Source organism: Variovorax raffinosi, from assembly GCF_051216615.1.
Classification (GTDB): domain Bacteria; phylum Pseudomonadota; class Gammaproteobacteria; order Burkholderiales; family Burkholderiaceae_C; genus Variovorax.
The window spans coordinates 1-25688 of sequence record NZ_JBPJZR010000007.1; the positions used below are offsets into that span (position 1 = coordinate 1).

A 25688-nucleotide genomic window follows, 5' to 3' on the forward strand; every position below is an offset into this window, starting at 1 on the left:
TCCATGGTGATCACCTTGAATCCCTGCTGAAATTCTCAGCAGGTCAGTGGAACACCCTGGTCAATATTGGATCGGCACTTTGCGGTTTAGCTGGTCAAGATTGCGTCGGCACTAACACCCATAGTCTTCGCGCAAAAGGAATACTGATGCGCGACGTGCTGGATTTGGGCGAGCTGCATGCCGAGGTGACGCGCAAGGCGATTAAGCACGTCCACCTGAGCGTGCTGCCGCCCGCAGGCAAGGTACGCGTGGCTGCGCCGCAGAGCATGGCGCTGGACACGCTCCGACTTTTCGTCATCTCTAAGCTCGCCTGGATCCGCTCGCAGCAGCGAAAGCTTCAGAACCAGGAGCGCGAAACGCCCCGCGAATTTTTGAATAGGGAAAGCCACTATCTGTGGGGCAAACGCTACCTCCTTGAAATCAGCTTTGCCGATGCGGCACCGGCTGTGAGCCTGACGCCGCGCAAGCTGCAGCTGCAAGTGCGCCCCGGTTCCGACCCGGCGCGTTGTGAAGAGGTGCTAGATGGCTGGTACCGGCAACAGGTGCGGGACGTGGTGCCCGCGCTGCTCGCCAAGTGGGAGCCGCTGTTGGGCGTGAAGGCAGCCCGGGTGTTCGTTCAACGCATGAAAACTAAATGGGGCAGCTGTACGCCCGAATCAGGCTACATCCGGCTCAACACCGACCTGGCCAAAAAGCCGCCCGAGTGCCTGGAGTACATCGTGGTGCATGAGTTGGTCCACCTTCTGGAGCCGACGCACAACGAGCGGTTTGCGTCCATCATGGCGATGTACTTGCCTCAGTGGCAGCACTTGCGTAAGCAGCTCAACAGGTTGCCAGTGCGGCATGAGGACTGGGGCTACTGAGTCCTGGGTTGTTGGCGGGGTATCACGATTGCACCGGCGCGATCGCCCCGGGGTTCGAATCAATTTCTAGCTATAGAGGGCTGGAAGCGGAGTGAGCTGCACAGCACTTGCTCAGAGAGCAGTGTTGGTATCAGCAGTCGTTGCGAAAAGAAAAATAGAAGACGGCTTTCCGTTTGAAGCGAGCCTACGCACGCGATCAAGCGGCTGCGCCGGCCACGCCACGATAATCAGAACTGCACTTCAAAGCAAAAGCCTCCCGCTCCATGCATCCCGACGCCCTCGAGACCCTCACATCGAAACGCATCTGCTGCAACTGCGTCGGTGAAGTTTTCTTGTCCGGACTGATCAAAGCTCGCGGCAGCGTCACTGAATGCACCTACTGTGGTGATGCGGATGCCATGACTTGGTCTGCGGGTGACCTGGCGGACGCGGTTGAGTCCGCGTTCGACGACCACATGGTGCGCACTGGGACCGAGCCGCCGGAGAACGAACGGGCACTCTACGCGGACAAGGAGCTAGGCCTTGCTTGGTACCGCGAAGGGCAAGAGACGACTGACGCGATCGAGGATTCGGCTTCTATTCCGTCCGAGGCGGCCAGAGACATACAGGCCATTCTGGAAGACCGCCACGATGACGTTGAACGGGCACGCATGGGTGCGGAGACAGCCTTTGCATCCGACGCCTGTTATGAAGAGAGGCGCACCGACGCCAATGAGTGGCATTGGGAATGGTTGACGTTTGAGCATGCGCTGCAGAGCGAGGCTCGGTTCTTCAATCGGGGCGGTGCGGCCCTGCTGAGCCGGATTTTCAAGGACATCGACCAACTGCGTACGAAGCCAAGACACCCATCGGTCGTCACGGCGGGCCCGGGTCACCGCATCAGCCATCTGTACCGCGCTCGGGTCTTCCAGTCGTACGTCAAGCTTGAGGAAGCCATCGCCCACCCCGACGTTCAGATCGGTCCTCCTCCGGCACGCCTGGCCAATGCCGGCCGGATGAACGCAAATGGCATCTCCGTGTTTTATGGTGCAACGAATAGCGCTAGCGCGCTGGCTGAGGTCCGACCACCCGTTGGCAGCAGGGTCGCCGTCGCGCGCTTCGACATCATTCGGACGCTGCGTCTTCTCGACCTGACTGCCCTGGACCACGTGACGGATGGAGGCAGCATCTTCGACCGCACGCTGAAAACGCGTTTGGAACGGGTTGCGTTCCTGCAGACGCTAGGCGAGCGCTTGACACGGCCAGTCATGCCCGACGACGAAGCGTTCGACTACCTCATCACGCAGGCCATCGCGGACTTCCTCGCCACAGAGAACCAGCCGCAGCTCGACGGGATCATCTACGCGTCAGCTCAAACGAAGCACGGTCGTAACGTCGTCCTTTTCCATGCTGCGGCGCTCGTGGAAAAGCTCGATCTGCCCGACGGTACCAAAGTGTCTGCCAGATCTCTGGACTACAGCGACGACCAGGTCCATTCCGACTACCTAGTCTGGGAAGAGGTTCCAGAAGGCAACCCGACCGCTGACAACGCATTTGGGGGCGCGAACCCATCCGCTCCGTGGACCCCGATCGTCGGCGAAGATTTTCGCCAACCTGCCCTGCGAGTAGTGCCATCCTCCGTCGACGTCCACCACATCGAGGCGGTTCAGGTCCGAAGCGCAAGGTTCTCAGTGCGGCGCCAGCGCCTCGCCCGGTAGCACACGGTGCGATCAAGAAACTTGCGCGAGTTGGAAGCTGTGGATGAGCGCAAATCGTCGCATGTAAGACTGCGGAACCATGCCGAAAAACCCTTCCTGCGCCACATGAATCCCACCTTCATCCGGTAGCTTGCCCGCAGTGACAAGGACGGACTCTTGCTCATGTATCAGTGACACAAGAGCTCTTCCGCGTGAGGTAAGCGGCGCCACAAAATGCGGATGCATCATCCGATCCAGCCAGTCTATAAGGCAGTCGGCATAGTCGATCTGCGCGAGATCTTGCGCTACCAAGAACTTCACAAAGCCGAAGGTGAACTGGTGCTCGGCATCCCCCATGCCCATGCCGAACTCGGATTCGGCCGCGCCAAGGTTGTACTCAACGGCATTGCTGACAACGTCCATCCCGTAATAGATGCTGCGGCAAATGTTCGTCAGCCCATGCGTGAACAGATCGAAGTAGCTCAGTGGAAAGCCGGCATCGTTTGACTTTGTGGTGAGCAGCGCGCTCAGGACTTTGCCGATATCGCCGATGAATGGCTGGTTCTGCACCCCGGCGTTCTCAAACAAGCTGATCGCGTCAGTAGCTTCGAGAAGGTTCCGCGACGGCACCTCGATGAAGCTTTGCTCAGCCCGAGGTGTGCGAAGGGTCTGACGGGCGTCGGACCAATACGAAGCACCCGAGGCCGGGTCGTGCAAAACGAGCAAGACTGGCAGTGGAAATCCTTCCCAATAGCGTCGGTGCTTTTCTTCGGGATAGAACTTCCACCCCTGAGTCGTAGGATGCGCGAAGTAAGATGGCCCGGCCTTCACCTGCACGGCCACAAGCCGACCCGTCGCGAAGCCGTCGGTGCTCACGTACTCAAGATTCCCATCGATGCCGACATCGCCGGTTCCAGTCTCACGCCAAATTTGCTGGCGCAACGCCGCATAACGCTGCACCGCTGCGATGCCCAAACGTTCCTGCGTGTAGGTGTTGCCAATCTTTGGAAGATGCATCGACTATGCCTCGATTTAATTGCGTTGGGGACCCGACTTGCTTGCGACCACAACGGATGGTATCGGCGTGGCAATCGAGATCGCCTACTCTTCCTTCTGCGACATGGAGAAGCGTCGGGCATACGAGAACATGCAACTACCCGCGCTCGAGATCGACCTGCGGGCATTCACACCCTCCGCTTTTGACGTGACACAGGTCAAACGAGTCGCCCTGGAAGACACCGCTTGCAAGTATTGGCTCTGGCCGGACCGCCTGGAGGGCGCGGCGATGGTGGAGCAACTTGTCGAGCTTCACGAAGTGTGGAACTCTCATCCCTTTGGAGTGAACCACCTACGCATGGATCAATCATTGAGATCGGAACCGCCGTTTCACTGAAAATGGAACTCCTCGGGTTTTGACTCACCAACTTTGGAATTTAGCGGCTACATTGCTGCGTCCGCTGACTCCAGTGACTGCAGCGCGACGCTGATCGGCGCTTAATTTCGTGCGAGTCCGTGCAAAGTATTTCTCAATCCGCATAGGCAGACGGGCCGGCTCCCGCCGGCCCGCCTTCCAGTTGGGTGCTCAGAAGTATGGCCGGCGCCAGACCCCGCGAATCCACGCGTCCTCTTGTGCGGAGAGAGTGGTGGGCTCCAAGGTGCCGGCGAGGAGGCTGTTCAGAATGTCTTCCTTGCGGTCATCATCTTCGCGTTCGTAGGCCTTGGCACGACTGTCGCCGAGTTGACCAGCTCGATGCAACCAAGTTGTGGCTCGCACCTCAGGGCTATCCAGTCGCATTACACGCGGCAGCATGAACAGTCCTAAGTTGAACATCGCTTCCACGTGTTCGGCCTCCGCGGCCTGCCGATAGAGCAGGGTGGCCTCCTCTTGCACTGCGCTGAGCGGTTCGTGCCGGGATTGCGGACCATCAGGAGCCAGCACCCATGCGAGGCGGAAAGCGTAGTCTGCTACGCCCTGCGCCGCGAGGGCTTTCCACTGGGCGAGCACGTTCAGAGCCGACGGTGCTTGCAGGTCGATTGCGTAAGGGCCTGGGCGTGCTGCAGAAGGCTGCCACTGCGCAAGGACCGTGGGCGCGAAGTAGGCGAAGTTGTCCTTCGAAAAGCAGGTTCGAAGTGCCTGTGCTTGGAATTCCCGGCGCTCCTGCAAGGCAGACGGAGGAATGTGCTCGTCCAGTAGGGTCGGCTCCTGCCTGCCCAACATGTTGAGCATGTCGTGCCAGTCACGGTAGTTGAAAATCTGGGCGGTCCAGAGTTCGGCTTTTGCTTGCGGAATGGCCAAGCCGTACTTCAGGCGCTTGGCAGCAAACTTCGGAATCGAATCCGATTGGAAATAAACGCGAGTCATGAAAGCTCCAATTCATGGCCGACGTGCCTCCTTGGTCGACCTGATTTGGGCATTCATACCTTCACGGTCGGGTATCCAGCTAACCAGAGCGTTCATTGAAAACGATGCCGTTGGAGGCGGCACAGGGACGCTCAGCCCCGCTAAGCATTGACGATACCACAGGCCCATGGCCTAGGGACACCAGCATCGCGCAAGGGCTGCTCGTGAGCGGCAGCCTATGGCCGAGCGCGGCCCTCGGAGAAAACTCTGCCGCGCCCGAGCCCATCCCGGCCTAGCCGGGCTTGCCAGGCAAAGACTCGAGCATTCGACTGGTAGGTGCATCTTCTGCAAGGCTCGAAGCGACGGCCTGCGATCCGCCGGAGGAGAGAAGTGCCGCCCTGAATCACGATGAGCGCAGGTGGTCACGAAAGAAGCCGGCGCACTTGCGCAGTTCGGCAACCATGGCCACCAGCGCGCCGACATGGCCCGTCGAGCAAATCCTGACGGCAGGCCCCAAATTCGGCGAGCTGGCCGGCGGCCGGGTCCGAAATACGCCGCTAAGTCGTTGATTTCAAAAGAATCACGGTTCCATTCCCAGTGAAAGAAATTCCATCCCCAATGAAAATCGACACCTCCCGAGCCAGAAGCTATCGCCGCGATAGAAACTCAAGGGAACCCTTGGTTTAGCACTCCCTCTAACCGAGTGCTAATATGGCCAACACTAAGGAGTTTCCCCTGATGACAACGCTGTCTGGAGTCTCTGCCAACCAGCTGGCCGTCGCCAATCCATGGTCGATGGTCCCCCCGCTGGGTAACCTGGATGCCTACATTTCGGCCGCCAACCGCCTGCCGCTGCTCACGCTCGAAGAAGAGCAGGGCTTCGCACGCAAGTTGCGCGACCAGAACGACCTCGACGCCGCCGGTGCGCTGATCCTGTCGCACCTGCGCCTGGTCGTCTCCATTTCCCGCCAGTACCTTGGCTACGGGCTGCCGCACGGCGACCTGATCCAGGAAGGCAACGTGGGCCTGATGAAGGCCGTGAAGCGTTTCGACCCCGACCAGGGCGTGCGGCTGGTGAGCTACGCCATGCACTGGATCAAGGCCGAAATCCACGAGTACATCCTGAAGAACTGGCGCATGGTCAAGGTCGCGACGACCAAGGCCCAGCGCAAGCTGTTCTTCAACCTGCGGTCCATGAAGCAGGGTTTCAAGGCCGATTCGGCCGCGGCCGACAACGGCACGCACCGCGAAACGCTGAGCCCCGACGAGGTGTCGCAAATGGCGACCCGGCTCAACGTCAAGCCTGAAGAAGTGGTCGAGATGGAAACCCGCCTGTCGGGCGGCGACGTGCTGCTCGATCCGGGTCCGTCGGACGACGGCGACGAAGGCTTCGGCCCAATCGCCTATCTGGCCGACGCCACGCAGGAGCCGACCGCCCTGCTCGAATCGCAGCAGCGCGACCGCCTGTCGAGCGACGGCATCGCGACCGCGCTCGAAGCGCTGGACGATCGCAGCCGCCGCATCGTGGAAGAGCGCTGGCTCAAGGTCAACGACGACGGCTCGGGCGGCATGACGCTGCACGACCTGGCCGCTGTGTACGGCGTGAGTGCCGAGCGCATTCGCCAGATCGAAGTCGCTGCAATGAAGAAGATGAAGAAGGCGCTCGCCGACTACGCATAAGCGGCATTTTCCGCCCTCTTCCCGAACGAGCCCGGCCGCAAGCCGGGCTTTTTCATTTGGAGAGCGTGCGCAGGGCGCGCTTGGCGATGTAGCGGGTTTCGGCCGTGTCCGACTCGGCCACCCAGCGCGCGCACAGCCTGTCGACCCACTCGCCCTGGGTCTTGCTCGCGTCGTTGAGCCAGTTCGCGACCGAGTTCTGCACGTAGCGGCTCGGGTCGGCGCGCAACGGCTCGATCAGCGGCAGCGCGCGCCAGGGCTCGGTTTTCAGAGCCTCGATCTGTGCGCACCACACGCCGCGCGGGCGCGTGAGTTCGCTAGCAAAGCGGCGGATGTTGGGGTCGGCGTCGAAGACCCAGGGCTGCAGCAGCGCCAGCGCTTCGTCCAACGACGCGATGACTGCGTCGCGCACCGCCATCCAGGCGATCTCACGCACACCGAAATGCGGATCGGCTGCAAAGCGGCGCACCGCCTCCAGTTGCGCCGGCAACGACAGCCCCGAGAGCGTGACCCACTGGGCAGCCCAACAGCGCGCGACATCGCTCGCATGCGTGGCCAGCTTGTGGGCGACAGCATCACGCTCGGCGTGCAGAGCCGTCAGGTCATAGAGCGCACGCGCGACGTGGCTGTGCCGCTGCATCGGCTTGAAGGCGCTGAGCATCGCCAGCGTGTCGACCAGCCGCTCGCTCTCCGCGTCGAGGCCGATGTGCCCCGCTACGCTGCGCGCGAGCTGCGGCAGCTCCAGCGCCATGAATTCATTGAGGTTGACGGTTTCGAGCAGGCCGTCGTTGAGTGCGCGCAGCACCTCGGGTGGAATGAGCGCGATGCGAAAGGCACCCTTGCGCCCTTTCAGGTGATCGACCGAGCCGACCAAGGCCACTGCGGCGTCCATGTGCAGCCCCTCAGGAAGCGAGCAGCGCCTTCACGTCCGACACCATGGTCGGCACGCCCGCGCCGTAGCGCGCATACAGCCGCAACCGGCCCTGCGTGTCGTAGACATAGCTGGCGGCCGAGTGGTCCATCGAATAGCTGGTCGGCGTCTTGCCGTCGACCTTCTTGTAATAGACCTTGAAGTCCTTCGCGACCGCGGCGAGTTCTTCGGGCGTAGGAATGAGCGCCACGAAGCTCGGGTCGAACGCGCCCATGTAGGCCTTCAGCACTTCGGGCGTGTCGCGCGCCGGGTCGACGGTGAGAAACAGCACCTGCAGCTTGTCGCCGTCCTTGCCGAGCTGCTGCTTGACCTGCGCCATCTCGGTCATGGTGGTTGGGCACACGTCGGGGCATTGCGCGTAGCCGAAGAACAGCACGACCACCTTGCCCTTGAAGTCGGCCATGGTGCGGACCTTGCCATCGGCGTCCTTCAGCGAGAAGCCCTTGGCATAGTCGGCACCCGTGATGTCCACGGCATTGAAATTCTGCTTGGCCTCGCCGCAAGCCGAAAGCCCCACGCCCAGAGCCGCCACGCCCACGCTTGCGGCAATCAGTTTGAGAGCGTTTCGCTTGTTCATGGGAGCGGTGTTCAATTCAATTCAATGAAGGTAGTGGTCGACGAGCAGCGCCAGGAAAAGCACGCTCAGGTGGATCAGCGAAAACCGGAAGGTCTTGCGTGCCAGCGCGTCGGAGTAGTTGCGCCAGAGCGCGAAGGCGTAGCCGGTGAAGCCGATGCTCACGGCGATGGCCACCGCCAGGTACAGCCAGCCGCTCATGCCGTAGATGAAGGGCATGAGGCAGGCCGCGAACAAGATGAAGGTGTACAGCAACACCTGCAGCCGCGTGAACTCGTTGCCGTGCGTGACGGGCAGCATCGGCAGGCCGGCCTTGCGGTAGTCCTCGACGCGGTAAAGCGCCAGCGCCCAGAAATGCGGCGGCGTCCACAGGAAGATGATGAGAAACAAAATCAGCGCCTCGGGACCGACATCGCCCGTCATCGCGGCCCAGCCGAGCACCGGCGGCATCGCGCCCGAGGCGCCGCCGATCACGATGTTCTGCGGCGTCAGCGGCTTGAGGATCACGGTGTAGACCACCGCGTAGCCGACGAAGGTGGCGAACGTGAGCCACATCGTGAGCGGGTTGACCGTGAACCACAGCAGCGCCGAGCCGGCCGCGCACAGCAGCGCCGAGAACAGCAGCGCCTGCATGTCGCTGAGCTGCCCGCGCGCCGTGGGGCGCCAGGCGGTGCGCTTCATCTTCGCGTCGATGCCCTTCTCGACCAGACAGTTGAACGCCGCCGCCGCACCCGCCACCAGCCAGATGCCGATGCAAGCCAGCACGCCGCGCTGCACATCGGCCCACGAGGGCAGCCCGGGAACGGCCAGCACCATGCCGATCAGCGCGCAGAACACGATCAGCTGCACCACGCGCGGCTTGGTCAGCGCGTAGAACTGGCGCAGCACGTTCGCGGTGCTGGTGTGCTGAACGGGGATCGGGGTGCTCACGCGGTTGCTTTCTTCGGGTTGGGGGTCGCGCGTGCATTGTCGTCGGCGCGCAGAGCCACGGTTGTGGATGCGGCTTCGCGGCGGCTTTCGCACAGCGCCCAGGTCAGCACCACGGCCAGCGCCGCGGCGCCGCCGGTGTGCAGCACGGCCGCGGCCAGCGGCCAGCCGAGCAGCACATTGCCCAGGCCCGTTGCGAGTTGCAGCAGCGCCAGTCCGGCAAGCCAGTGCGCCTGCGAGCGCAGCGGCTCGATGCGGCGCATGCGCCACGCCAGCACGCCGAGCGCCACGAACACCGCATAGGCCATCAGCCGATGCGCGTAGTGAATGGCCGTGAGCGCGGAAAAGTCGAGCGGCTGGCCCTCGCCGGTCACGCCCAGGTGGCGCCAGATCTCGAAGCCCTGCGCGAAATTCATCGGCGGCCACCAGCTGTTCTGGCAGGTCGGAAACTGCGTGCAGGCCAGCACTGCGTAGTTGGTGCTGACCCAGCCGCCCAAGGCGATCTGCAGCACGAGCAAGACGGTAGTGGCGATCAGTCCATTGCGCAGCGCGGGCGACACTGCAGTGGGCAGCCGCTGCGCCGCCGCCTGCCGGTAGTGCACGGCCTGGATGCAAAGCAGCGCCAGCAGCACCACGGCACCGAGCAGATGCAGCGTGACGATCGCGGGGAAGAGCTTCCAGGTCACGGTGAGCGCACCGAAGGCGCCCTGCAGGCAGACCCAGACCAACGTGAAGGCCGGCCACCATGCGCTCAGCGTGGCGTGGTGTCCGCCCTCTTCTCCCGAAGGCGCCGGGGCACGGCGCTGGCGGCGACGCACGATCCAGGTCGCGCCGGCGAGCGTGAGGATCAGCACGCCGACACCCGTTGCCAGGTAGCGGTGAACCATCTCGACCCAGGCCTTGCTGTGCGTGACCGGGCCGGTCGGCTGAGCCGCCTGCGCCATCGCAATCTCGTGCCGTGCACCGGCCGGGCTGGCGTTGCCGTAGCAGCCGGGCCAATCAGGACAACCCAGGCCCGAATCGGTCAGGCGGGTGAAGGCGCCGAACAGCGTGAGGTCGAACGTGAGGAACAGCGTGAGCACGGTCAGCGCGTGCAGCCGTCGCACCGGGCCGGCGCCCGCATTGCGGCGCCACACCCAGACCAGCGGGCCGAGCGCGATCAGGATGCCGGCGGCCATCAGCCAGGCGATCGGCGTCAGATCGTAGAGCGAGCTCGTGTCCATGGGGAATCAGCGGCCGGGCTCGTCCCACGAGGCCGAGGCGCGCAGCAGGCGGTCGATGTCGCGCTTGGCGCGGCTGGCGCCCGCGGCGTCCATGCGGGCCGGGAAACGCATCATCCAGTTGCCCATCGGGTCGACCACGAAGAGGTGCTCGGCCAGCGTATGGCCCGCCACCGGCGCCAGCCACTTGGCCAACTGGTCGGCCGGCACGCGCAGCACGGTGGCGCCGTGCAGGCCGTTGTTCAGGCGCTCGGGCACGGGCGCGGCATCGCTCACGAGCCAGACGCGGTCCATGCGGTCCTTTTCGCGGCCCAGGCTTTCGCGCAGTTGGCGTTGAAGGTAGAGCTGTTGCTCGCACAGCGCGTCGCAGGCCGCATCCGCCACCGCGACCAGCAGCCACTGGCCCTTGAGCGTGGCGATGTCGACCGGCGCGCCATCGCGGTCGGTGGCGGTCAGCTTGGGCAGTTCGCGCTGCGGATCGATCAGCTCGCCATACACGCTGCGGCCTTCAGGCCGGATCACGTAGTAGGTGAAGTACGAGGCAATGACGGGTGCCGCGCACATCAGCATCACGGCGATCATCTTCCAGCGCCCGCTCACGGTACGCCGCCCTTCGGCGCCGTCGAGCGCCTGGTTGGGCGACGGCATCGAGTGCACCGTCAGGCCCAGCGGCTCGTCAGAAGCGGCCATCGCGTGCGCGGCGCCTTGAGCGGCGGAAGGGGGTGATGAATTGGAACCAGACATAGAGGATGACGACGAGTGCCGAAAGGCCGAACCACTGGAATGCGTAACCGTAGTGCCTCTCCAAGCCCAGCGCCGGGGCCGGCCAGTCGCGCTGCAGGCCCTCGGAGGCCGGCCCGGTCTGCTGCAGCGACACATCGGTTCGCAGCGGCAGCTTGGTCTCGGCGCGGAAGGCCTCCAGGTCGAGATTTTGCCGGATGGACGAAGCCCCTTCGGCGGCCGGTGCCGAGGCCCCTGCGGCGGGTGCCGATGCGGCCGCTGCCGGTGCTGCCGCCGTTCCCAGTTCGAGCAGGTGGCTCGGCGGCGGCTCGATCAGGCCGGTGACCTCGACGATGCCGGCCGGCGTCTCGACATCGCCCAGCTTCGTGCGGTCGACAAAATTGCGCTGCACCCAGCCGCGCTGCACCATCACCGCCTGCTCGCTGCCTTCAAGTGCGAACGGCGTCAGCACATAGAAGCCGGGCACGCCGTGCATCTGTCGGTTGTCCAGGTAGACGGTCTGCGTCGGCAGCCACAGGCCGCGCAGGCGCACCGGCCGGTGCAGCGAGTCCGAGGCTTTTTCGAGCGCGAGGAAGTCGGCCTGGGCCAGCGCCGGCTTCTGCTTCTGGGCGTCGATGTCGGCCTGCAGCGCTTCTTTTTGCGCGGCGCGCGACAGTTGCCAGCGGCCAAGTGAAACGGTGGCGGCGAGCGTCAGCACGGCCGCGATGGTGATGAGCCAGAAGCGACCGGGACGGCGGCGTTCTTCGGGGTACAGGGGTTCAGGAGTCACTGGAGAGAAAGGGGCGTGCGGCCGATAATGCGGGTCATGAAATATTTCGTTGCCCTGGTGTTCGTGGGCATCTTCGCGAGCCTCGCCTTTGCGCTGTTCTTCATGCTGAAGGACGGGCGCGACGGGCGCGCCAAAAGCGGTGGCATGGCGCGAGCGCTCACCTTTCGGATCGGCCTCTCGGTCTTTTTGTTCCTCTGCATGCTGCTCGCCTGGAAACTCGGCTACATCCAGCCCACCGGACTCCCGCTCGGCAAGTAGGTGGTGCTCGTTCCAGGAGAACCATGAAAAAGGCGCCTTGCGGCGCCTTTTTTGCGGAATGCCGTCAGGGTCTGTCACCAATGAAACGCCCTCGCGAAGCCCTGCTGCGCGGTGCAGTGCAAGGCGCCCTGAGCGCCGCGTAGTCCGCTACGCAAGCGAAGGGCAACGCCGCAATGCACCGCGCAGCAGGGCTTCCCTCCGGGCTGGCTCCGCCATACGGCGTCTGCTTTGTCGGCCGGCTTGCCCATGGATGACCATGGGCTGCGCCGCCCTCCGCACATCCACCGCATGGCGGAGCCAGCGCGAGGGCGTTTCATTGGTGACAGACCCTGGGTTCTTCGCTCAAAGCCAATAGACCAACATGTAGAGGCCGAGCCAGACCACGTCCACGAAGTGCCAGTACCAGGCCGCGCCCTCGAAGCCGAAGTGACGCTCGGGCGTGAAGTGGCCCTTCTGCAGGCGCAGCGTGATGAACAGCAGCATCAGCATGCCGATGAACACGTGCAGGCCGTGGAAGCCGGTCAGCATGAAGAAGGTAGAACCGTAGGTGCCCGAGCTGAGCTTGAGGTTCAGTTCGGTGTACAGGTGGTGGTATTCATAACCCTGCACGCCCAGGAAGACGATGCCGAGCAGCACGGTGAGCCACATGAAGCGGATCGTTTGTGCGCGATGGCCGGCACGCAGCGCGTGGTGGGCAATGGTGAGCGTCACGCCCGAGCTGAGCAGCAGCGCGGTGTTGATCGTGGGCAGCCAGAACGGGCCGACCGTCTGGAAGGGCTCGACGATGCCGGCGGGCGAGCCGGTAGCACCAGCGGCCACGCTGGGCCACACGGCCTTGAAGTCGGGCCAGAGGATCGCGTTGTCCAGGCTGCCGAGCGTCGGCAGCGCGTGGGTGCGGGCCCACCACAGCGCGGTGAAGAAGGCGCCGAAGAACATCACTTCGGAGAAGATGAACCAGCTCATGCTCCAGCGGAACGAGAGGTCGACCTTGTGGCCGTACTGCCCGCCTTCGCTCTCGCGGATGGAGGCGCGGAACCACACGAAGAGCGTGCCGAGCCAGATCACCATGCCGGCCAGCAGGGACCAGGAGCCCCACGCGTGCCCGTTGATCCATTGCGCGGCGCCGAGGATGACGAAGAACAGGCCGGTCGCAGCCATGACCGGATAGGCCGATGGTCCGGGCACGAAGTAGTAGGGCGTGGTGCCGTGGGTGGTTGAACTCATATCAGCTCCTGGCTTTCTTTCTTCTCTCGATTCAATGGATTCTGGCTAGCGTGGGTATCTTCGTCAGGCAGCGACCACAAGGCGCACCAGCAACACCAGAGCGACCACGAAGACGATCACGGCCGCGAACGCCACCGCAATGATGTGCAGCGGGTTCAGCTTGCCCAGGTCTTCCTGGTAGGCGCTGTTCTTGCGAACGCCGAAGAACGACCACCCCACCGCCTTCACCGTGTCCCACAGCGAAGCCTTCGAAGCCTTTGGCTTGCCTGAAGGATCGGCGGTCACGAGCGCGGCTCATTGGCGGCATTCGAGTTGGCCGCCACCGGCGCCGGCGGCGTCTTGCCGCCCACCTCGAAGAAGGTGTACGACAGGGTGATGGTCTTCACGTCCTTGGAAATCTTGGGGTCGATCACGAACGCGACCGGCCACTGCTTCTTCTCGCCCGGATCGAGCGTGTACTGGTTGAAGCAGAAGCACTCGAGCTTGTTGAAGTACGGCGCGGCCTGCTGCGGCGCGTAGCTCGGGATGGCCTGCGCGGCCATGCGGCGGTTCTGCACGTTCTGGAACTCGTACATCACCGTGTTGAGCTGACCCGGATGCACTTCGATGGTCCGCTCCGCGGGCTTGAAGTCCCACAGGCCGCCGCGCACGTTCGAGTCGAACTCGACCGTGATGGTGCGGCTCATGTCGACCTGCGTGTTGTCGGGCACGCGCACGTTCTTGCCGCCGCTGGCACCACCGGGCACTTCGAGCTCGGAGAGCGCCAGGATGTTGATGCCCGTCATCTCGCAGATGGCGCGGTACATCGGCACCAGCGCATAACCGAAGGCGAACATGCCGCAGGCCACGACGGCCAGCTTGCCGACCATGCGGACGTTGGCGCGCTGGATGCGTTGACCGAGACTCATGCTGCTGCTCCCGTTCGGTTGCCGGCGGTCAACGACCGCCGAAGAAGACCATGCGGACGATGAAACCGATGAAGAAGATCACCGCGATGGAAGCCAGCGTGAGCCCCATGCGTCGGTTGTTCTTTCTTTGCTCAGGCGTGGTCATCGTGGTGCGGTCGCTTGGCTCTGTGGGCTGTCGATCAACCGATCACCTTGGTGGCGGTGATGTCCAGCTTGGGCGGGTTCTCGAAGGTGTGGAACGGTGCGGGCGAAGGCACTTCCCATTCGAGGCCTTCAGCGCCTTCCCATGGCTTTTGCGCAGCCTTCTCGCCCTTGCCGCGCATCGTTGGCAGCACGACGAACAGGAAGAAGTAGACCTGTGCGAAACCGAAGAAGAAGGCACCGACCGACGCCACGGCGTTGAAGTCGGCAAACTGCATCGGGTAGTCGGCATAGCGTCGCGGCATGCCGGCCAGGCCCAGGAAGTGCATCGGGAAGAAGGTGACGTTGAACGAGATCAGCGACCACCAGAAGTGGACCTTGCCGCGCGTTTCGTTGTACATCACGCCGGTCCACTTGGGCACCCAGTAGTAGAAGCCCGAGAACATGGCGAACAGCGAGCCGGCCACCAGCACGTAGTGGAAGTGGGCCACCACGTAGTACGTGTCCTGCAGTTGCGTGTCGATCGGCGCGACCGCGAGGATCAGGCCGGTGAAGCCGCCCATCGTGAACACGAAGATGAAGCCGACCGCGAACAGCATGGGCGTCTCGAAGGTCATCGAGCCCTGCCACATCGTTGCGATCCAGTTGAAGATCTTCACGGCCGTGGGCACCGCGATCAGCATGGTCGCGTACATGAAGAACAGCTGGCCGGTGAGCGGCATGCCGGTCGTGAACATGTGGTGCGCCCACACGATGAACGACAGGATGGCAATCGACGAGGTGGCGTACACCATCGAGGCATAGCCGAAGAGCTTCTTGCGGGCAAAGGCCGGCACCACCTGGCTGATGATGCCGAAGGCCGGCAAGATCATGATGTAGACCTCGGGGTGGCCGAAGAACCAGAAGATGTGCTGGTACATCACCGGGTCGCCGCCACCGGCGGGGTTGAAGAAGCTGGTGCCGAAGTGGCGATCGGTCAGCGTCATGGTGATGGCGCCTGCGAGCACCGGCATCACGGCGATCAGCAGGTAGGCGGTGATGAGCCAGGTCCAGCAGAACATCGGCATCTTCATCAGCGTCATGCCGGGGGCGCGCATGTTGAGGATGGTCACGATGATGTTGATCGAGCCCATGATCGACGAGGCGCCCATGATGTGCATCGCGAAGATGCCGGCGTCCATCGAGGGGCCCATCTGCAGCGTGAGCGGCGCGTAGAGCGTCCAGCCTGCAGCCGGCGCACCGCCGGGCATGAAGAACGAACCGACCAGCATCAGCGCCGCGGGAATCAGCAGCCAGAAGCTGAAGTTGTTCATGCGCGCGAACGCCATGTCGGACGCGCCCACCTGCAGCGGGATCATCCAGTTCGCGAAGCCCACGAAGGCCGGCATGATGGCGCCGAACACCATGATCAGGCCGTGCATGGTGGTGAACTGGTTGAACAGCTCGGGGTTCACCAGTTGCAGGCCGGGCTGGAACAGCTCGGCGCGGATCAGCAGCGCGAGCACGCCGCCCACCATCAGCATCGTGAAGCTGAACAGCAGGTAGAGCGTGCCGATGTCCTTGTGGTTGGTCGCGAACACCCAGCGGCGCCAGCCGGTGGGCGCGTGGTGATCGTGATGCTCGTCGTGTGCGTGGTCGCCGGGGACTGCGTGACCGTGGGGGTCGAGGACTGCACTCATTTCGTTGTTCCTTGCAATTTCTTCTTCGCGGGGCGCTGCCGGGTCACTTGCCGCGCAGGGCCAGCACTTCGGCCGGCTGCACCAGCTGGCCCGTCTTGTTCGACCAGCTGTTCTTGGTGTAGGTCGCCACTGCCGCGAGGTCGGTATCGCTCAGTTGTTTCCAGGACGGCATCGCGCCGTTGTTCTGGCCGTTGAGCAGCACGTGCAATTGCACCGAGTGATCGGCGTCGAGCACCTTCGGATCGCCGTCGAGCGCCTTGATCGGGCCCGCGCCCTTGCCGTTGGCCTGGTGGCAGGCGGCGCAGTTGGCGGCATAGACCTTCTCGCCGCGAACCAGCATGTCGGGCAGCGTCCAGACCTTGGTCGGGTCGTCGAGCTTGGCGGCGGCAACCTTGCGCTGGTCGGCCACCCAGGCCGTGTAGTCGCCGGCCGAAACCACCTTCACGTGGATCGGCATGTAGGCGTGCTCCTTGCCGCACAGTTCCTGGCACTGGCCGTAGTAGTCGCCGATGGTCTCGGCACGGAACCAAGTGTCGCGCACGAAGCCGGGAATCGCGTCTTGCTTGAGGCCCAGTTGCGGCACGGCGAACGCGTGGATCACGTCGTTGGCGGTGGTGATGATGCGGATCTTCTTGTTGACCGGCACCACCAGCGGGTAGTCGACCTTGAGCAGGTAGTCGTCGGGCATCGCGCCCTTGGCGCCTGCGTCGGACATGGCGCGCTGCGAGCTGTCGAGCGTGGAGATGAAGGCCAGGCCCTCGCCTTCGCCGTTCAGGTAGTCGTAGCCCCACTTCCACTGGTAGCCCGTGGTCTTGATCGTGAGGTCGGCGTTGGTGGTGTCCTTCTGGGCCACCAGCACCTTGGTGGCGGGCAGCGCCATCACGATCACGATGAGGAAGGGAACGATGGTCCAGATGACTTCGACCACCACCGATTCATGGAAGTTGGCGGCCTTGTGGCCGACCGACTTGCGGTGCTTCCAGATCGAATAGAACATGACCGCGAACACGGCGACGAAGATGACCGTGCACAGAATCATCATGATCGTGTGCAGGAAATGCTGTTCCTGCGCGATCTTGGTCACACCGACCGGAAGATTCAACTGGCGAACCGAAGGGCCGCCGGGCAGATCGTTGACTGCGTGCGCCGCGCTGCTGAAAGCCGCGCCGGCCGCCAGCAACAGATTCGCCGGCCTGTACTTATTGCGCCAAATGCTCTTCATCGTGTTCACGTTTCTTCAATTTTTCGACAAACCCAACCGTGCAGCACTGCGCGAGCCCCCTCAGGCGCCGCGCAACGCCATTCGAATCTCGCGGGCCAACGCCGCTCGCAACTCCGGGCGTACATAGCGCCCCACCCTGACCGATCGACCCTGTCCCGAGACCTCGATCAGCGAGCGATCGCCGGTCTGCGGTTCGATCCGCACCTGGTGCGGAAGAAATTCCGTGCGTTCGTAGTGCCCACCGTTCTCGAGCTCCACAACGAGGCGCCCACCCTGCAGCGCGATCTTCTCGCCATCGGTCGCGTGCCGTGCGTACACCATGAACGCAAACCCGACAGCGGCCAGTTCGAGCCAGGCAAATGGCAGCACCAGCGGCGCACCGTGCAGCCAGAACACCGTGCCTGTGCCGAGCGATACCACGCACAGCGAGGCGTAGAGCCAGGCGAGCTGGCTCGGCGTCACCGAGCAATTTCGCTTCAGGAACCAGTGGATGCTCTGGCCTGAAACGGTGGCAAATCGAAACACGGAATTCGACACGGGCGAGTTCAGCAAATCGGAGCGTCGATGGCTGCCAAAACCGCTCGTACAAGCCTCGTACAAACAGGATCCGACACCCCTCGATCGCGGGACAATACCCGCGAGTTTCACGCAACGGCGGATTGTAGCGGGTAGATACCTGCGCCCGAGTGCCCTGTGGGACGCCTACGGGTCACTACTAGTAGGCAAAAAACAGCCTGTGCGTCAGGCGTTTTTGCCGCGCAAATCAACAGCCGATCACGCGCCCGGACGGCCTTGTTGCAACATCGATCGCATCTCGCGCAACGACACCGCGCTCTCGGCCGACAAGGACACGCGCGGCGTCGGCTTGAAGGCATGGCCGTAGATGACCTCGAAGGTCAGCGCGATGTGGCCGTCGGCCCCTTCGGCCGGCGCGAGTTCGGGCAGCGCCGTCTTCAGCGCCTTGTGCCAGGCCTTGCCGCGCAATGCGCCGAAGCGCGCCGGATGCAGGTTGCGCCCGAGCGTGCGCAGCTCGGCCAGCGCCGCCTCGGGCGTGGCCCAGGTCAGCACGATGCGCTCCATGTCCATCACCGGCTCGGCGAAGCCGGCATGCACCAGCATGTCGCCCCAGTCGTGCATGTCGGTGTACTCGTGGCCGGCGGCCGGCCAGCCCAGCCGCGCATGCAACGCGCGCAGTTCGCGCACGGTGTCGGGTCCGAGGCAGGAGAACATCAGGAAGCCGTCGGTCGCGACCAGCCGGTGCCACTGCGAGATCAGCGCCTCGGGGTCGGCCGCCATGTGCAGCGACATGTTCGCCCAGAGCAGGTCGACGCCCTCTTCCGGCGGCGCATCGAAGCGCGCCTTGCCGCCCTGCCAGCGGCGCGCACTCCACCAGGGGGCGGCCAGCGCCTCACTGGTCGCGGCGGCCAGCGCCGGCTCGGGTTCGATCACGAAAGAGGCGGCATCGCGATAGCGCTTGGCCACCAGCTCATGCGCCTCGAGGCCGCCGCGCAGCGGCGCCCAGTCGGCCCATGAGGCGGGTTGGGCCTTGATCCATTGCAGCCGGTCTTCCATCCGGCGGCCGATCTCCTCGTGCAGCCAGGGCGAGCCGTCGGCGGGCGCGAGCCGGCGCCAGCGGGCAGCCGCCGTGGGGTCGATGGTCGGCGGTCTTCTTGCGGGGTCGGTGGCCATGGGGCCGTGAGTATATTGAGCCCATGCTCCTCCATCGGGCCCTGAGGCCATTCCGGCCTTTCACCTCGCTGCTTGCACGGCTGCCCAGCCAGTGTGAGGTCTGCCGCGCGTGGCCCTCGCAGCCCGTGTGCGATGCCTGCGTGGCGCGCTTCGCCCCGCCGATGGCGCGCTGCAGCGGCTGCGCCCTGCCGGTGCCCGAGGGCGTGGCCCGATGCGGCGAATGCCTGCGCCACCCGCCGCCATTGGACGCCTGCCTGACCGCCTGTACCTACGCGTGGCCCTGGCCGGACTGCATCGCCCGCTTCAAGTTCGATGGCGACGCCGGATGGGCCGGCCCGCTCGCGACGCTGCTGCGCAGCGCGCCGTGGGTGGAGCCCGCGCTGGAGCAGTGCGACATCGTGCTGCCGATGCCATTGGCGCCCGACCGGCTGCGCGAGCGCGGCTTCAACCAGGCGCACGAACTGGCGCGGCGCCTGTCGCCCGCCAAGACCGATGCAACCCTGCTGCTGCGCACCCGCGAAACACCGGCCCAGACCGGCCTCGCACGCGCGGAACGCCTGCGCAACCTGCGCGGCGCCTTTGCCGTGGAGCCCCTGCGCGCGGACAAGGTGCGGGGCCGGCGCATCGTGCTGGTCGACGACGTGATGACCAGCGGCGCCTCGCTGTTCTCGGCCGCCGAAGCCCTGCGGCTGGCCGGCGCAGCCCACATCACCGCGATTGCGCTTGCACGCACTGACCCGCCGCGCTGACAAGCTACGAATCACGACCTCGGCCCGTCGACAATCGCCGCATGTTCCATATCGTCCTGGTCCACCCCGAAATTCCGCCGAACACCGGCAACGTGATCCGGCTGGCCGCCAACACCGGCTGCGCCCTGCACCTGGTCGAGCCGCTCGGCTTTTCGATGGACGACCGCCTGCTGCGCCGCGCCGGGCTCGACTATCACGAGTACGCCGAGGTCAAGCGCCACGCCGACTGGCAGGCGCTGCTCGATGCGGAACGGCCTGCCGCCGACCGCATGTTCGCCCTGACCACGCGCGGCACGCGCGCCGTGCACGACGTGCGCTTCCAGCCCGGCGACTGGCTGGTGTTCGGCTCGGAGACCAGCGGGCTCCCACCCGCAGTGCGTGACGGTTTCGCCGAGCCGCAGCGCCTGCGCCTGCCGATGCGCGAAGGCCAGCGCAGCCTGAACCTCTCGAACGCGGTGGCGGTGACGGTGTTCGAGGCCTGGCGCCAGAACGGCTTCGGCTGACACAAGGAAACAAAGAAGTCGCCCCTTGCGGCAAAAGGGGCACATCCGATCGACAGGGCACGCCGTATGGAAGACATGCAGGCACGCGATGCGATCAGCGCATCGGGTCCGGCATCCGGCCTCTCAACGCTTTGCCCCAAGGAGTTTCACATGAACGCCAAGTCGATTGCCCTCGCGACCTTCGCCACCCTCGCCCTCAGCACCGGTGCCCAGGCTTTCCAGGGTGAACAGAATCCGCTGCCGCCCGCGCCCTTCCAGTCGACGCTCTCGCGTGCCCAGGTGCAGGCCGATGCGCGCCAGCCGCTGCAGATCAGCAATGGCGGCACCGGCGTGGCCCGCGCGACCACGGGCAATGTCGATCGCGCCACGGTGCGCACCGGGGCGCTCGGCATCACGCGTGCCGGCGCCGCCACCTACGGCGACGTGACCGACCGCCGGATGTAAGAAGAAAGGAAGAAGGAAGAAAGCGCCCGCCGCCTCAGCGGTAGCGCCGCGCCACCGACTCGGCCACGCAGGCCGGCTTGGCGGCGCCTTCCAGTTCGATGGTGGTTTCCCAGGTCATCTGGAAGCCGTCGTCGGCAATCGGCTCCGAGCTCAGCAGCTTCATGCGTGCGCGCAGCCGCTTGCCCACCGGCACCGGCGACATGAAGCGCACCCGGTTCATGCCGTAGTTCACGCCCATGCGCGACTCGACCACCTCGATGGCCGCCTCGAAGAATCGCGGCAGCAGCGACAGCGTGAGAAAGCCGTGAGCAATCGGCGCGCCGAAGGGGCCGGCCTTGGCCCGCTCGACGTCGACGTGGATCCACTGGTGGTCGCCCGTCGCCTCGGCGAACAGGTTGACCTGCTCCTGCGTGATGGTGATCCAGTCGCTCACGGCGACTTCCTGGCCGACGCAGGCGGAGAGATCCTGAAGGGTCTGGAATGTCTTTTTTGTCATGCGGGGCATTCTGGTGCCAAGGGTGTGCGGCCGGCTGTCGGGCTTGCGACAACCGGGGTCAGGGAAAACAGCAGGCGCTCAGGCTTCGAGCCAATCGCAAATCGGCTGCCACTGCTCCAGGTCGCGCTGGACGCGGCCGGGCGCGATGTCGAACAGCGTGAGCCCGCGTGCCGCCAGCTGCACGTAGTTCTGCGTGTCGCGCAGCTCGCCCAGCACCGGCACGCCCAGGCCTTCGATGAACTCGTGCAGCCGGTCGGCCGCCAGCGTGCGGGCGTTCACCCGCATGCCGACCAGGCCGATCTTCGTTTTCTCGGCGCGGCGCTGCTCCATCAGCCGATCGAGGAAATCGCGCGTCGCGTAGATGTCGAAGATGCTCGGCTGCAGCGGCACGATCACCCGGTCGGCCAGCGCCAGCACCTCCTTGAAGCGCCAGCCGTGCAGGCCGGCCGGCGTGTCGAGCACCGCGTGCGTGGTGCCGCGCGGTGGCCGCACCACGGTGCTTTCGCCCGTGGCCTCCCAGGTGGAAATGGGCCGCGCCATCGGCGGACGCAGGCCCAGCCAGAGCCGCGAGGACTGCTGGCGATCCACATCGCCCAGCATCACGGCATGGCCGCGGCTTGCAAAGTAGCCCGCGATGTTCGTCGCGATCGTCGACTTGCCAACGCCACCCTTGGGGTTGGCGACCAGAACCACCGGCATGGGGATCTCCTCCAGAGCTGGAACAGGGCAGCATCGTAGTGCCTCGCCCGATCCGGCCGACAAACCGCCCGCGACTGCGCTAATGTTCGCGCCATGACGACAACAACATCCATGGGAAACCCCGCCGGCGACGCCGGCGGCATCTACGTGCTGGCGGCCCACCCGCACTGGCGCGATTCGCGCGTCAACCGACGCATGCTGGCCGCCGCGCGCGGCGTGCCGGGGGTCGATGTCAACGACCTCTACGGCAGCTACCCCGACTTCGCCATCGACATCGAAGCCGAGCAGGCCCGGCTCGCCCGGGCCAGCCTGGTCGTTCTGCTGCATCCGATCCAGTGGTATTCGATGCCGGCGCTGCAGAAGCTCTGGCTCGACGACGTGCTCGGCTACGGCTGGGCCTACGGCCCCGGCGGCACGGCCCTGCAGGGCAAGGACTTCTGGCTGGTCGCCACCACCGGCAGCCCCGAGCCCAGCTACCACCCGCAGAGCTACCACCGCTACTTTTTCGACGCCTTCCTGCCGCCCTACGAACAGACCGCCGCGCTGTGCGGCATGCGCTTTTTGCCGCCGCTGATCTTCTACGGCGCGCGCAGCGCCAGCGAGGCCGACGTGCAGGCGCATGTCGACGTGTTCGCTCAACGACTGGGCAGCTACCCCGCATGGCCCGAACTCGACGAACTCGATGTCTGCGTGGCCTGCCCCGTGCCCGAAACCGACCGCCCCAGCGACGCCGACGACATCGGCAAGGTGGTGGCCGGCGCCTTCCATTCCGCGATGAGCCGCAGCCTGGCCTCCGTGACCGCCGCCAACGAGGCGAACTCCAAGGAAGGCACGGCCTGAGCATGGAACACGCACCCGCCTGGCTGACCAACAGCCTGATCTACCTGAGCGCCGCCGTGCTGGTGGTGCCCCTTTCCAAGGCCCTGGGCCTGGGCTCGATCATCGGCTACCTCGTGGCCGGCATCGCCATCGGCCCCTGGGGCCTGGGCCTCGTGTCCAGCGTCGAAGACGTGCTGCATTTCGCCGAATTCGGCGTGGTGCTGATGCTGTTCCTCGTGGGCCTCGAACTCGAACCCAAGCGCCTGTGGAACCTGCGCCGGCCCATCTTCGGCTGGGGCGCCGCGCAGGTGCTCAGTTGCGCCGCCGTGCTCTTTGCCGCAGGCTGGGCGGTCGGCGCCGAATGGCGCGTGGCGCTGGTGGCCTCGCTGGGCCTGGCGCTGTCGTCCACCGCGATCGCGCTGCAGGTGTTCGGCGAACGCAACCTGCTCAAGACGCCCAGCGGGCAGGCCGGCTTCTCGATCCTGCTGTTCCAGGACGTGGCGGCCATTCCCATCCTTGCGCTGCTGCCGCTGCTGGCCGGTGCCACCGCCGCCGAGCAGTCGATCAGCGGGCTCGACCGTGCGCTGGAGGCCGCGAAGATCATCGGCGTGATCGCCGGCATCATCCTGGGCGGCCGGCTGCTGCTGCGCCCGCTGCTGCGCTGGATCGCGCGCAGCAACACGCCCGAGATCTTCACCGCCGCGGCGCTGCTGCTGGTGGTGGCCATCGCGGCGCTGATGCAACTGGTGGGCCTGTCGATGGCGCTCGGCGCCTTCCTCGCCGGCGTGCTGCTCGCGGAAAGCGAATACCGGCGCGAACTCGAAACCGACATCGAACCCTTCAAGGGCCTGCTGCTCGGCCTGTTCTTCATTGCCGTGGGCATGTCGATCAACTTCGGCGTGCTGATCGCCAGCCCCTGGCTGATGGCCGCGCTGGTGGTCGGCTTCATGGTCATCAAGCTGGTCGTGATCTATGCGCTCGCCAAGGCGATGGGCCTGGCCTACCAGGAACGGCCGGTGTTCACGCTGCTGCTGGCGCAGGGCGGCGAATTCGCCTTCGTGGTGTTCCAGGCCGCCGGACCCGACGTGCTGCCGCCCGAGATCACCTCGCTGCTGATCGGCGCGGTGGCGCTGTCGATGCTGCTGTCGCCGCTGCTGCTGGTGCTGCTCGACAAGTTCGTGCTGCCGCGCTACAGCCGCAACCAGGGTCCGCAGCTCGAAGAAATCTCGGAGCAGCAAGACGCCAAGGTGCTGATCTGCGGCTTCGGCCGCTACGGCCAGATCGTCGGGCGCATGCTGATGTCGCAAGGCCTGCGCGTGACGGTGCTCGACCACGACGCCGACACCGTCGAAGGCTTGCGCCAGTTCGGCTTTCGCGTGTTCTACGGCGATGCGACGCGACTCGACCTGCTGCGCACCGCCGGTGCCGGATCGGCCAAGGCCATCGTGGTGGCGGTGGACGACATCGAGCAATCGCTGGAGATCGTCGACCTCGTGAAGGAAAACTTTCCGCAGGCGCGAATCATCGCGCGGGCCCGCAACGTGACGCATCTGTTCCAGTTGCGCGACCGTGGCGTGACGGACGTGGAGCGCGAGGTGTTCGAGTCGTCATTGCGCAGCGCCCGCTCCACGCTCGAAGCGCTGGGCTGGCCGGCACACGAGGCGCGCGAGTCGACCATGCGGTTCCGCCGCCGGAACATCAAGCTCAGCGACGAGATCTATCCGCACTACAAGGACCGCGCCAAGCTGATCGCGGCCAACAAGGCGGGCCGACAGCAGTTCGAGGAACAGATGGCGCGCGAGCGCGAAGAGCGGCAGCGCCGCTCGGGGCGCGACTGGGACCGGCTGGAGGAGGAAGAAGCCCGGGCGGAACAAACACCCTGAAGTGCCCGCGCCGCCTGAATGGCGTCGCGAGCTGGAAGTCCGGGGACAAGACCTCTAGATCACCGGCTTGCCAGTAGTGCTTGCCGCCATCCCCGCACGCGGCAAGCGGATCCGGATTTCCGTGCCGCCGCCGGCGCGTGCCGCGGCCATCGCGTGCCCGCCATGCGCCTTGCAGATCGCATGGACGACCGACAAGCCAAGACCCGTTCCGCCGGCGTGCCGCGAGCGGGATTTCTCGCCGCGCCAGAAGCGCTCGAAGAAACGCGAGAAGTCTTTGTCGTCGGGCAAGATGCTCGCGCCCCGGTCCCTCACGATCAGTTCGACGCTCAGGTCTCCCGCCTCGAAGTCGATCTCCACGATGCCTCCGTCGCTTGCATGGCGCACCGCGTTGTCAATGAGCGCCGACAGGACCTGACCGAGCCGGCTCCTGTCGCCGCGCAGCGTCTGCACTGAATCGGCATGATTGACGGCCCGCATGCCGCACTTGCGCAGGGCGGGGCCGGCCCACGAGATCCGTTCATCGACGAACTCGCGCACGGCGAACTCGGTGATCTCCAGTCGAAGCCTGTCGCCCTGAACGAGCGACAGGACCTGCAGGTCACCGATGATGTGCTGGATCTGCACGAGCTGGTCCAGCACCGTGGCGATCTGCTGCTCTTCCAATGGAAATACCTGATCGATGATGCCCTGCAACCGTCCCATCGCCGCGGTCAGGGGTGTCCGAAGCTCATGTGCGATGGCAGCGCTTGAATCGTGAAGCTCCCTGTCGTACGACTCCAACTGCTGAGCCATCTTGTTGAAATGGGTGGCCAGACGTTGAAGCTCGGCGGGAGCGGTCTTTGGAACGGGTGCACGCGTCGAAAACTGCCCGACCGAAACCGACTCGGCGGCCACGACCACATGTGAGAGCGGCTGCGCGATGCGACGCGCCAGGATAAGAGCAAACACCACCACGAACGGGATGATGGCCAGGCTCAACAGCGCCTGGACGAGCAGGTCCTCGGTATCGGTGGGGGAAACGAAGAGATCGGAATACTGCGTGTAGATCTCGTGGAGCCGCTTTGTATTCTCTTTCGGCGCATCTTCAAGCCGTCCCAACTCTGCCGCGATCTCCGGGGGCAACTGGGAGTTGATTCTGTCCGACCAGATTTCGTAGCGGATCCACATCCCGACCTGCACGGCCGCCGTCGCGGCGACGGCCAGGGCAACCATGCGCCAGGTAAGCCACGCCCACAGCGATCTTCGCGACGGCATG

At 64.9% G+C, this 25688-nt stretch carries 29 protein-coding genes; 10 read left to right on the top strand and 19 right to left on the bottom strand.

Annotation, left to right across the window (positions count from 1 at the left end; all coding sequences use genetic code 11):
• Both ACSFB7_RS20565 and ACSFB7_RS20570 read left to right on the top strand, forming a co-directional pair.
• Nucleotides 1-863, top strand: an 863-nt coding sequence (locus tag ACSFB7_RS20565) for a M48 family metallopeptidase (RefSeq protein ID WP_435473411.1), incomplete at its 5' end; no start/stop codon positions are given.
• Between the two features lie 263 nt (nt 864-1126).
• Nucleotides 1127-2560: an RES family NAD+ phosphorylase gene (locus tag ACSFB7_RS20570; protein WP_435473413.1), complete on the top strand. Its 1434-nt coding sequence runs from the start codon at nt 1127-1129 to the stop codon at nt 2558-2560.
• A gap of 12 nt (nt 2561-2572) precedes the next feature.
• Here ACSFB7_RS20570 and ACSFB7_RS20575 read toward each other — a convergent pair whose 3' ends face one another.
• Nucleotides 2573-3556 (bottom strand): DUF4365 domain-containing protein, encoded by a 984-nt coding sequence (locus tag ACSFB7_RS20575; RefSeq protein ID WP_435473415.1) that lies wholly within the window; start codon nt 3554-3556, stop codon nt 2573-2575.
• A gap of 67 nt (nt 3557-3623) precedes the next feature.
• Between ACSFB7_RS20575 and ACSFB7_RS20580 the strand changes: the two genes are divergently transcribed.
• Nucleotides 3624-3932 carry a hypothetical protein gene (locus ACSFB7_RS20580; protein WP_435473417.1) on the top strand — a complete coding sequence of 103 codons (309 nt, stop codon included), beginning with the start codon at nt 3624-3626 and terminating at the stop codon, nt 3930-3932.
• A 189-nt stretch (nt 3933-4121) separates the two neighbouring features.
• Here ACSFB7_RS20580 and ACSFB7_RS20585 read toward each other — a convergent pair whose 3' ends face one another.
• The gene (locus ACSFB7_RS20585) at nt 4122-4901 is read right to left on the bottom strand and encodes an SEL1-like repeat protein (RefSeq protein ID WP_435473419.1); all 780 of its coding nucleotides are present in this window, start codon (nt 4899-4901) and stop codon (nt 4122-4124) included.
• 717 nt (nt 4902-5618) lie between these two features.
• On the opposite strand from ACSFB7_RS20585, the gene rpoH reads away from it, so the two are divergent.
• Nucleotides 5619-6560: an RNA polymerase sigma factor RpoH gene (gene rpoH, locus ACSFB7_RS20590; protein WP_435473421.1), complete on the top strand. Its 942-nt coding sequence runs from the start codon at nt 5619-5621 to the stop codon at nt 6558-6560.
• A gap of 52 nt (nt 6561-6612) precedes the next feature.
• Here the strand turns inward: rpoH and ACSFB7_RS20595 are convergent, their stop codons facing one another.
• Genes ACSFB7_RS20595 through ACSFB7_RS20620 form a run of 6 tightly spaced genes read right to left on the bottom strand, consistent with a single transcriptional unit; the run spans nt 6613 to nt 11719 of the window.
• Entirely contained in the window at nt 6613-7449 is an 837-nt protein-coding gene (locus ACSFB7_RS20595; protein WP_435473423.1) for a DNA alkylation repair protein, read from the bottom strand.
• A gap of 10 nt (nt 7450-7459) precedes the next feature.
• A complete protein-coding gene (locus tag ACSFB7_RS20600) occupies nt 7460-8065 on the bottom strand; it encodes an SCO family protein (RefSeq protein WP_435473425.1) in 606 nt (201 codons plus the stop codon).
• Nucleotides 8066-8086: 21 nt separating this feature from the next.
• A complete protein-coding gene (gene cyoE / locus ACSFB7_RS20605; RefSeq protein ID WP_435473427.1) occupies nt 8087-8992 on the bottom strand; it encodes a heme o synthase in 906 nt (301 codons plus the stop codon).
• Complete coding sequence (locus ACSFB7_RS20610) at nt 8989-10212, bottom strand: COX15/CtaA family protein (RefSeq protein ID WP_435473429.1); 1224 nt, start codon at nt 10210-10212, stop codon at nt 8989-8991. The genes cyoE and ACSFB7_RS20610 overlap by 4 nt, the downstream gene beginning before the upstream one ends.
• Nucleotides 10213-10218: 6 nt before the next feature.
• Nucleotides 10219-10899: a hypothetical protein gene (locus tag ACSFB7_RS20615; RefSeq protein WP_435473431.1), complete on the bottom strand. Its 681-nt coding sequence runs from the start codon at nt 10897-10899 to the stop codon at nt 10219-10221.
• Complete coding sequence (locus tag ACSFB7_RS20620; RefSeq protein ID WP_435473433.1) at nt 10886-11719, bottom strand: SURF1 family protein; 834 nt, start codon at nt 11717-11719, stop codon at nt 10886-10888. The genes ACSFB7_RS20615 and ACSFB7_RS20620 overlap by 14 nt, the downstream gene beginning before the upstream one ends.
• Nucleotides 11720-11746: 27 nt before the next feature.
• Between ACSFB7_RS20620 and ACSFB7_RS20625 the strand changes: the two genes are divergently transcribed.
• On the top strand, nt 11747-11977 hold the full coding sequence (locus ACSFB7_RS20625; RefSeq protein ID WP_187112117.1) for a twin transmembrane helix small protein: 231 nt from the start codon (nt 11747-11749) through the stop codon (nt 11975-11977).
• A gap of 342 nt (nt 11978-12319) precedes the next feature.
• Here the strand turns inward: ACSFB7_RS20625 and ACSFB7_RS20630 are convergent, their stop codons facing one another.
• The 8 genes from ACSFB7_RS20630 to ACSFB7_RS20665 form a co-directional block, all read right to left on the bottom strand.
• Nucleotides 12320-13201, bottom strand: a complete 882-nt coding sequence (locus ACSFB7_RS20630) for a cytochrome c oxidase subunit 3 (RefSeq protein WP_435473435.1) — start codon at nt 13199-13201, stop codon at nt 12320-12322.
• A 63-nt stretch (nt 13202-13264) separates the two neighbouring features.
• Nucleotides 13265-13486: a DUF2970 domain-containing protein gene (locus ACSFB7_RS20635; protein ID WP_435473437.1), complete on the bottom strand. Its 222-nt coding sequence runs from the start codon at nt 13484-13486 to the stop codon at nt 13265-13267.
• On the bottom strand, nt 13483-14109 hold the full coding sequence (locus ACSFB7_RS20640) for a cytochrome c oxidase assembly protein (protein WP_435473439.1): 627 nt from the start codon (nt 14107-14109) through the stop codon (nt 13483-13485). The genes ACSFB7_RS20635 and ACSFB7_RS20640 overlap by 4 nt, the downstream gene beginning before the upstream one ends.
• Nucleotides 14110-14137: 28 nt before the next feature.
• Nucleotides 14138-14254: a cytochrome oxidase small assembly protein gene (locus ACSFB7_RS20645; RefSeq protein ID WP_222622010.1), complete on the bottom strand. Its 117-nt coding sequence runs from the start codon at nt 14252-14254 to the stop codon at nt 14138-14140.
• Nucleotides 14255-14288: 34 nt separating this feature from the next.
• Nucleotides 14289-15929 (bottom strand): cytochrome c oxidase subunit I, encoded by a 1641-nt coding sequence (gene ctaD, locus ACSFB7_RS20650; protein ID WP_435473441.1) that lies wholly within the window; start codon nt 15927-15929, stop codon nt 14289-14291.
• A 43-nt stretch (nt 15930-15972) separates the two neighbouring features.
• Entirely contained in the window at nt 15973-17151 is a 1179-nt protein-coding gene (gene coxB / locus ACSFB7_RS20655) for a cytochrome c oxidase subunit II (protein WP_435473443.1), read from the bottom strand.
• A gap of 60 nt (nt 17152-17211) precedes the next feature.
• Complete coding sequence (locus tag ACSFB7_RS20660; protein WP_187112123.1) at nt 17212-17688, bottom strand: DUF2244 domain-containing protein; 477 nt, start codon at nt 17686-17688, stop codon at nt 17212-17214.
• Between the two features lie 237 nt (nt 17689-17925).
• Entirely contained in the window at nt 17926-18840 is a 915-nt protein-coding gene (locus tag ACSFB7_RS20665) for a class I SAM-dependent methyltransferase (RefSeq protein WP_435473446.1), read from the bottom strand.
• Between the two features lie 23 nt (nt 18841-18863).
• On the opposite strand from ACSFB7_RS20665, the gene ACSFB7_RS20670 reads away from it, so the two are divergent.
• From ACSFB7_RS20670 to ACSFB7_RS20680, 3 genes are all read left to right on the top strand, one after another.
• Nucleotides 18864-19589, top strand: a complete 726-nt coding sequence (locus ACSFB7_RS20670) for a ComF family protein (RefSeq protein ID WP_435473448.1) — start codon at nt 18864-18866, stop codon at nt 19587-19589.
• Between the two features lie 41 nt (nt 19590-19630).
• The gene (gene trmL / locus ACSFB7_RS20675) at nt 19631-20092 is read left to right on the top strand and encodes a tRNA (uridine(34)/cytosine(34)/5-carboxymethylaminomethyluridine(34)-2'-O)-methyltransferase TrmL (RefSeq protein WP_435473450.1); all 462 of its coding nucleotides are present in this window, start codon (nt 19631-19633) and stop codon (nt 20090-20092) included.
• Between the two features lie 150 nt (nt 20093-20242).
• Nucleotides 20243-20536 carry a DUF4148 domain-containing protein gene (locus ACSFB7_RS20680; protein WP_435473452.1) on the top strand — a complete coding sequence of 98 codons (294 nt, stop codon included), beginning with the start codon at nt 20243-20245 and terminating at the stop codon, nt 20534-20536.
• A 34-nt stretch (nt 20537-20570) separates the two neighbouring features.
• On the opposite strand, the gene ACSFB7_RS20685 is transcribed toward ACSFB7_RS20680, so the two are convergent.
• Together ACSFB7_RS20685 and ACSFB7_RS20690 are read right to left on the bottom strand one after the other, a co-directional pair.
• Nucleotides 20571-21041 (bottom strand): MaoC family dehydratase, encoded by a 471-nt coding sequence (locus tag ACSFB7_RS20685; RefSeq protein ID WP_435473454.1) that lies wholly within the window; start codon nt 21039-21041, stop codon nt 20571-20573.
• A gap of 69 nt (nt 21042-21110) precedes the next feature.
• A complete protein-coding gene (locus ACSFB7_RS20690) occupies nt 21111-21731 on the bottom strand; it encodes a ParA family protein (protein ID WP_435473456.1) in 621 nt (206 codons plus the stop codon).
• Nucleotides 21732-21824: 93 nt separating this feature from the next.
• Here ACSFB7_RS20690 and kefF point away from each other — a divergent pair, with 93 nt between their 5' ends.
• Together kefF and kefC are read left to right on the top strand one after the other, a co-directional pair.
• Nucleotides 21825-22571, top strand: coding sequence for a glutathione-regulated potassium-efflux system oxidoreductase KefF (gene kefF / locus ACSFB7_RS20695; protein WP_435473458.1), 747 nt, complete (start codon nt 21825-21827; stop codon nt 22569-22571).
• Between the two features lie 2 nt (nt 22572-22573).
• A complete protein-coding gene (gene kefC, locus ACSFB7_RS20700) occupies nt 22574-24433 on the top strand; it encodes a glutathione-regulated potassium-efflux system protein KefC (protein WP_435473460.1) in 1860 nt (619 codons plus the stop codon).
• A gap of 54 nt (nt 24434-24487) precedes the next feature.
• Here the strand turns inward: kefC and ACSFB7_RS20705 are convergent, their stop codons facing one another.
• On the bottom strand, nt 24488-25687 hold the full coding sequence (locus ACSFB7_RS20705) for an ATP-binding protein (RefSeq protein ID WP_435473462.1): 1200 nt from the start codon (nt 25685-25687) through the stop codon (nt 24488-24490).
• Between the last annotated feature and the right edge of the window lies 1 nt (nt 25688).

Bases quoted from the DNA above. Each gene is read 5' to 3' on its own strand.
- ACSFB7_RS20665 (WP_435473446.1), bottom strand. From the start codon at position 18,840: ATGGCCACCGACCCCGCAAGAAGACCGCCGACCATCGACCCCACGGCG.
- rpoH (WP_435473421.1), top strand. From the start codon at position 5,619: ATGACAACGCTGTCTGGAGTCTCTGCCAACCAGCTGGCCGTCGCCAAT.
- ACSFB7_RS20640 (WP_435473439.1), bottom strand. From the start codon at position 14,109: ATGAGTCTCGGTCAACGCATCCAGCGCGCCAACGTCCGCATGGTCGGC.
- ACSFB7_RS20670 (WP_435473448.1), top strand. From the start codon at position 18,864: ATGCTCCTCCATCGGGCCCTGAGGCCATTCCGGCCTTTCACCTCGCTG.
- ACSFB7_RS20585 (WP_435473419.1), bottom strand. From the start codon at position 4,901: ATGACTCGCGTTTATTTCCAATCGGATTCGATTCCGAAGTTTGCTGCC.
- ACSFB7_RS20680 (WP_435473452.1), top strand. From the start codon at position 20,243: ATGAACGCCAAGTCGATTGCCCTCGCGACCTTCGCCACCCTCGCCCTC.
- kefF (WP_435473458.1), top strand. From the start codon at position 21,825: ATGACGACAACAACATCCATGGGAAACCCCGCCGGCGACGCCGGCGGC.
- ACSFB7_RS20690 (WP_435473456.1), bottom strand. From the start codon at position 21,731: ATGCCGGTGGTTCTGGTCGCCAACCCCAAGGGTGGCGTTGGCAAGTCG.
- ACSFB7_RS20705 (WP_435473462.1), bottom strand. From the start codon at position 25,687: ATGCCGTCGCGAAGATCGCTGTGGGCGTGGCTTACCTGGCGCATGGTT.
- ACSFB7_RS20685 (WP_435473454.1), bottom strand. From the start codon at position 21,041: ATGCCCCGCATGACAAAAAAGACATTCCAGACCCTTCAGGATCTCTCC.
- ACSFB7_RS20610 (WP_435473429.1), bottom strand. From the start codon at position 10,212: ATGGACACGAGCTCGCTCTACGATCTGACGCCGATCGCCTGGCTGATG.
- ACSFB7_RS20575 (WP_435473415.1), bottom strand. From the start codon at position 3,556: ATGCATCTTCCAAAGATTGGCAACACCTACACGCAGGAACGTTTGGGC.
- ACSFB7_RS20645 (WP_222622010.1), bottom strand. From the start codon at position 14,254: ATGACCACGCCTGAGCAAAGAAAGAACAACCGACGCATGGGGCTCACG.
- ACSFB7_RS20625 (WP_187112117.1), top strand. From the start codon at position 11,747: ATGCGGGTCATGAAATATTTCGTTGCCCTGGTGTTCGTGGGCATCTTC.
- ACSFB7_RS20630 (WP_435473435.1), bottom strand. From the start codon at position 13,201: ATGAGTTCAACCACCCACGGCACCACGCCCTACTACTTCGTGCCCGGA.
- kefC (WP_435473460.1), top strand. From the start codon at position 22,574: ATGGAACACGCACCCGCCTGGCTGACCAACAGCCTGATCTACCTGAGC.
- coxB (WP_435473443.1), bottom strand. From the start codon at position 17,151: ATGAAGAGCATTTGGCGCAATAAGTACAGGCCGGCGAATCTGTTGCTG.
- ctaD (WP_435473441.1), bottom strand. From the start codon at position 15,929: ATGAGTGCAGTCCTCGACCCCCACGGTCACGCAGTCCCCGGCGACCAC.
- ACSFB7_RS20600 (WP_435473425.1), bottom strand. From the start codon at position 8,065: ATGAACAAGCGAAACGCTCTCAAACTGATTGCCGCAAGCGTGGGCGTG.
- ACSFB7_RS20615 (WP_435473431.1), bottom strand. From the start codon at position 10,899: ATGGCCGCTTCTGACGAGCCGCTGGGCCTGACGGTGCACTCGATGCCG.
- ACSFB7_RS20595 (WP_435473423.1), bottom strand. From the start codon at position 7,449: ATGGACGCCGCAGTGGCCTTGGTCGGCTCGGTCGATCACCTGAAAGGG.
- trmL (WP_435473450.1), top strand. From the start codon at position 19,631: ATGTTCCATATCGTCCTGGTCCACCCCGAAATTCCGCCGAACACCGGC.
- ACSFB7_RS20570 (WP_435473413.1), top strand. From the start codon at position 1,127: ATGCATCCCGACGCCCTCGAGACCCTCACATCGAAACGCATCTGCTGC.